The following is a 5,299-nucleotide window of genomic DNA, read 5'->3' on the forward strand; positions in this document are numbered from 1 at the left end:
CTCCCCCCACCACGAACTCGAACCCACCACCCGTACACCCGCATAAGCACGGAAGAGAAGGAAGCCCATGGCAACGACCACACCAGCCGGTGTGCGGGCTCACGCCAAGCACGGAGGGGCATCCCCCGCTGCCCCCGACGGCGCTCCGATGACGCACCGGCAGATCATGGAGTCGCTCTCCGGGCTGCTGCTCGGCCTGTTCGCCGCGATCATCTCCTCGACGATCGTCACCAACGCCCTGCCGACCATCATCGGCAGCCTGGGCGGCGGCCAGGAGGCCTACACCTGGGTCGTCACCGCGGCCCTGCTCTCCATGACGGCCTCGGTGCCACTGTGGGGCAAGATGGCCGACCTGGTCAGCAAGAAGGCCCTGGTCCAGATATCCCTGGTCATCTACATCATCGGCTCGGTCGTCGCCGGCTTCGCGCAGAACCCGGCGATGCTGATCGGCGCCCGGGTCATCCAGGGCCTCGGCGCCGGCGGTCTCTCCGCCCTCGTCCAGGTCGTGATGGCCGCGATGATCGCCCCGCGCGAGCGCGGCCGGTACTCCGGCTACACCGGCGCCACGTTCGCGGTCGCGACCGTCGGCGGTCCGCTGCTCGGCGGCGTGATCACCGACACCTCGTGGCTCGGCTGGCGCTACTGCCTGTTCGTCGGCATCCCCTTCGCGCTGATCGCGCTGATCGTGCTTCAGAAGACGCTGAACCTCCCGGTCACCAGGCGGAAGGTCAAGGTCGACTGGACCGGCGCCTTCTTCATCACCGCGGCCGCCTCGCTGCTGCTGGTCTGGGTGACCTTCGCCGACGACAAGTACGAGTGGCTGTCGTGGCAGACGTACGCGATGGTGGGCGGCACGTTCGTGCTGGCGCTGCTGTTCGTGTTCACCGAGACGCGGGCGAGCGAGCCGATCATCCCGCTGCGCCTGTTCCGCAACCGCACCGTCTCGCTGGCCTCGCTGGCCTCGCTGTTCGTCGGTATCGGCATGTACGTGGGCGTCGTCTTCTTCTCCCAGTACTTCCAGCTGGCCCGCGACAAGTCGCCGACGATGTCCGGTGTCATGACGATCCCGATGATCGGCGGCCTGTTCGTCGCGTCGATGGTCTCCGGCCGGTTCATCACCAAGACCGGCCGCTGGAAGGGCTGGCTGGTCGCCGGCGGTCTCTTCCTCACCGCCGGTCTGGGCCTGCTCGGCCTGATGCGCTACGACACCCCGTACTGGGAACTGTCCATCTACATGGCCATGCTGGGCATCGGCGTCGGCACGATGATGCAGAACCTGGTCCTCTCCACGCAGAACCAGGTCACCCCGAAGGACCTCGGCGCCGCCTCCTCCACGGTGAGCTTCTTCCGCTCGCTCGGCGGCGCGGTCGGCGTCGGTGTGCTCGGCTCGGTCATGTCCGGCCGGATCACGCACTACGCCAAGGACACCGTCGCCTCCCTGGACCCGCAGTCGCAGGCCGCCGCCGCGAAGGCCGTCGGCAGCAGCGCGCTGCCCGACATGGACGCCCTGCCCAGCACGGTCCGCACCTGGCTGGAGAGCGCCTACGGCCACGGAATCGCCGACGTGTTCCTGTACGCGGCGCCCTTCGCGCTCATCGCCTTCATCGTCGTCATGTTCATCAAGGAGGTCCCGCTGCGGACCTCCGGCGGGCTGGCCCAGGCGGCCGAGGAGGCCGTGGGCGTGCTGGACGCGGCCGAGATCCCCGCGCCGGCAGAGCAGAAGGTCCCCAGCCGGGCGGCCGAAGGTACCGAGCAGCAACTCGCCGCCGTGGCAACGGTGGTGGGGGAGGAGACCGCACCCGTGACCGCATCCGACTCCGCACCCGTCCCGGGTGGGATTCCCGTCCGCGGCTTCGTCCGGGGCACCGAGAGCGTGCCCGTACCGCAGGCCGCCGTCACCCTGATCTCCCTCGGGGGGCGCCAGTTGGGCCGCTCGGTCACACAGGCGGACGGCTCCTACGCGCTGGACGCGCCGAGCGTCGGCTCGTACGTCCTGATCGCCTCCGCCGACGGCTTCCAGCCGCAGGCGTCCACGGTCGTCGTCAACGGCGCCGAACCGGTGTCGTACGACGTGCTGTTGAGCGGTACCAGCGGTCTGAACGGGATCGTCCGGGCGGCGGAGACGGGGCTGCCCGTCAAGGACGCGATGGTCATCGTGACGGACGTGCGCGGCGACCTTCTGTCCACCGGAACCACCGGTGAGCAGGGCGAGTTCACCTTCGCGGAGCTGGTGCCGGGTGCCGTGACCCTCGCGGTGAACGCCGCCGGGTACCGGCCGCGCGCGCTGCCCGTCGAGGTCGGCGGCACCGGCGTCACCCGGGTCGAGATCGACCTCGACTCCGGTGCCCAGGTCCAGGGCGTCGTTCGCGCCCCGCACGGCCCGCTGGCCGACGCCCGCGTGACCCTCGTGGACGCGGCGGGCAACGTGGTCGGCACCGCCACCACCGGGACGGACGGGGCGTACGCCTTCACCGACCTGAGCGGCGGCGAGTACACGGTGATCGCGACGGGCTACCCGCCGGTCGCGACCGCCCTCACGGTGAACGGCCGCGGAGCCGACGGCCACGACATCGAACTCGCCCACCCCGGTGAGTAGTTGATACCCCGGCCTGCGCAACGCGTCCCGAGCGGAGGCGTGTTGCGCGGGCCGGTCTCATTTCCGCCGATCCACGGCTGTACGGCTAGGAGTTACAGAGACATGGGACTGACCGCGAAGATCCGTACCCGCGACGGATGGGCCGTGTCGCACGCGGTCGTCACGGTGACCGACATGACCGGGGCACAGGTGCTGCGGGCCGAGGCGGACGTGGAGGGCGCGGTGCGGGACGTGAACCCGCTGGCGCCCGGGCCGTACACCGTGATCGTGACCGCCGTCGGGTACGCGCCCGCCGCCGCCACCGCGATCGTCACCGCGAGCGGGCGGGCCGAGGTCGGCACGGTGACGCTGGCGCGGCAGGGCGGTACGGAGTTGCCGCCGCCCGGGCCGTGGACGGTCGACCCCGCCCACTCCACGGTCGGCGCGGTCGCCCAGCATCTGGGGATCTCCAGCGTGCGTGGCCGTTTCACCGACTTCACGGCGTCGGTCGAGATCGCGCCCGACGACATCGCCAAGTCCCGGGTGGAGGCGGTCATCCGGGCCGCGTCCATCGACACCGGCAACGGCATGCGCGACGACCATCTGCGGTCGGCGGACTTCCTGGACGTGGCCCGCTACCCGGAGATCACCTACTCCTCGACGGGTCTGACCCCGGCCGGCTCCGACCGCTGGACCGTCCACGGCGAGCTGACCCTCCACGGTGTCGTACGGCCCGTCGACCTCGACCTCGCCTACCTCGGCACCGGAGCCGACCCCTGGGGCGGCACGCGCGCCGCGTTCCGGGCGACCACGGAACTGCACCGCGAGGACTTCGCGATGAACTACAACCAGGTCGTGCAGGCGGGGATCGCGGCGATCGGTACGACGCTCAAGGTCGAGCTGGACGTCCAGGCGGTGCAGGGGGACGCGTTGCCGCAGGCGTAGTGGCGTGGGCTGCGCCTAGGCTGGCCGTATGGCTTCGAACATCGCGAGCAACACCTCTGTGTCCCTGGACGAGCTGCTGGACTTCGTACGGCCCCGGCACCGGGCGATCCTGCTGACCCGGCGGGCGGACGGGAGCCCGCAGGGGTCACCGCTGACCTGTGGGGTCGACGACTCGGGGCGGATCGTCGTCTCCACGTACCCCGAGCGGGCCAAGACCCGTAACGCCAAGCGGGATGCGCGGGTCAGCGTGATCATCCTGAGCGACGAGTGGAACGGGCCGTGGGTCCAGATCGACGGCACGGCCGAGGTCATCGACTCGCCGGAGTCCGTGGAACCCCTCGTCGAGTACTTCCGGAACATCTCCGGGGAGCATCCGGACTGGGACGAGTACCGGGCGGCGATGGTGAAGCAGGGCAAGTCGATCGTGCGGGTCACTCCGGAGCGGTGGGGTCCGGTTGCCACCGGCGGTTTTCCGGCGCGGCTCGTAGAAGGCTGAGGTGGTGCTGGGGGCTCTGCCCCCAGACCCCCGATCGGCCCTGAAGGGGCCTCGTCCTCAAACGCCGGACGGGCTGAGTAATGCCGGCCTGGGTTGAAAGGCGAGCTGATTTTACCGGCCCGGGTTGAAGGGCCCGCCCGGCACTCAAGCCCGCGACGGGCCGTCTTTGCCCCCGTCCCGTTTCACCATCGCCTCGATTCCCGCCACCAGCAGGTCCAGGGCGAAGGTGAAGTCGCGGTCCATCATCTCCGCGACCGTGTCGCCGCCGCGGGCCGCCATGAGTTGCTTGGACTCCTCCACGATCTCGGCGGTTGTCGGGGCCCCGTCGAGGGTCGTCATGGCGTGCCGGAAGTAGTCGTCGGGGGTCATGCCGGTGTCGGCGACGCGGGCGAAGAAGTGGCCCTCGATCGTGCCGTAGCCGTAGACGAACTGGAAGACCGCCGAGATCGCGCCTGTCAGGCCGTGCTCCGGCAGGCCCGTGCGTCGGATCACCCGCTGGACGACACGGGAGAAGGCCAGGGAATTCGGGCCGATGTTGAGGAAGGTGCCGGCGAGGGGCGACAGCCAGGGGTGGCGGACGAGCAGGGACCTGTACTCCGTTGCCAGCATGCGGAGTTGGTCGCGCCACTCCTCGCCCTCGGACGCCGGGTCGGGCAACCGCAACTCCCCGAAGACGGCGTCCAGGGCGAGTTCCAGGAGATCGTCCTTGGTGTCGACGTACCAGTAGACGGACATCGCGGTCACGTTCAGCTCGGCGGCGAGCCTCCGCATGGAGAACTTGGCCAGGCCTTCGGCGTCCAGCAGTCGTACGGTGACTTCGGTGATGCGGGTGCGATCGAGGCCGGGTTGCCCTCCACCGCCGCGCCCGCTCCGGCGCGTCTTCGTCTCAAGCCAGACACTGGTGCGCGCGGAACGCCCCGACGGCGGCGATGTCTTGGCCATGACGCACCTTCCTCAGCATTTCAGTCCCGGGCCACTGTATTTAGGGGCGCGAGGAACTGCGCGACCAGCCACAACGCACCCGCAGACACTACTGAGCGACCACCACCTCCGAGTCTGCCCGCTCCGCCCGCCACAACAACGCCGCCGCAAGCAACCCTCCGGCCAAAACAGCGGCCGCCCCCACCAACTGACTGGCCTCCAGCCCCGCAGCGAAGGAATCGGTCACCCTCCGCCTCTCCTCGGCCGAAGACGCCGCCGCCAAGCCGACCGGCAGGGACACCGCCGCGAAACGAGAACTCAGCACCGCCCCCAGCACCGCGACCCCCAACCCGTTCCCGAAC

4 protein-coding genes and 1 pseudogene are annotated in these 5,299 nt (G+C 70.0%); 3 read left to right on the forward strand and 2 right to left on the reverse strand.

Going from position 1 to position 5,299, the window contains the following annotated elements; translation table 11 throughout:
• The first annotated feature begins 148 nt into the window (after positions 1 to 148).
• The 3 genes from ACNFOC_RS50595 (at position 149) to ACNFOC_RS50605 (ending at position 4,016) form a co-directional block, all read left to right on the forward strand.
• Positions 149 to 2,596, forward strand: coding sequence for an MFS transporter (locus ACNFOC_RS50595; RefSeq protein WP_521987015.1), 2,448 nt, complete (start codon positions 149 to 151; stop codon positions 2,594 to 2,596).
• Between the two features lie 102 nt (positions 2,597 to 2,698).
• A complete protein-coding gene (locus ACNFOC_RS50600) occupies positions 2,699 to 3,520 on the forward strand; it encodes a YceI family protein (protein ID WP_416965735.1) in 822 nt (273 codons plus the stop codon).
• 28 nt (positions 3,521 to 3,548) lie between these two features.
• On the forward strand, positions 3,549 to 4,016 hold the full coding sequence (locus ACNFOC_RS50605) for a PPOX class F420-dependent oxidoreductase (RefSeq protein WP_416965736.1): 468 nt from the start codon (positions 3,549 to 3,551) through the stop codon (positions 4,014 to 4,016).
• 144 nt (positions 4,017 to 4,160) lie between these two features.
• Here the strand turns inward: ACNFOC_RS50605 and ACNFOC_RS50610 are convergent, their stop codons facing one another.
• Both ACNFOC_RS50610 and ACNFOC_RS50615 read right to left on the reverse strand, forming a co-directional pair.
• A complete protein-coding gene (locus tag ACNFOC_RS50610; RefSeq protein ID WP_416965737.1) occupies positions 4,161 to 4,958 on the reverse strand; it encodes a TetR/AcrR family transcriptional regulator in 798 nt (265 codons plus the stop codon).
• An 88-nt stretch (positions 4,959 to 5,046) separates the two neighbouring features.
• Positions 5,047 to 5,299 (reverse strand): annotated as a pseudogene (locus tag ACNFOC_RS50615) (MFS transporter); the annotation flags it as partial.

It is taken from the genome of Streptomyces colwelliae, assembly GCF_048158785.1.
Lineage (GTDB): Bacteria > Actinomycetota > Actinomycetes > Streptomycetales > Streptomycetaceae > Streptomyces.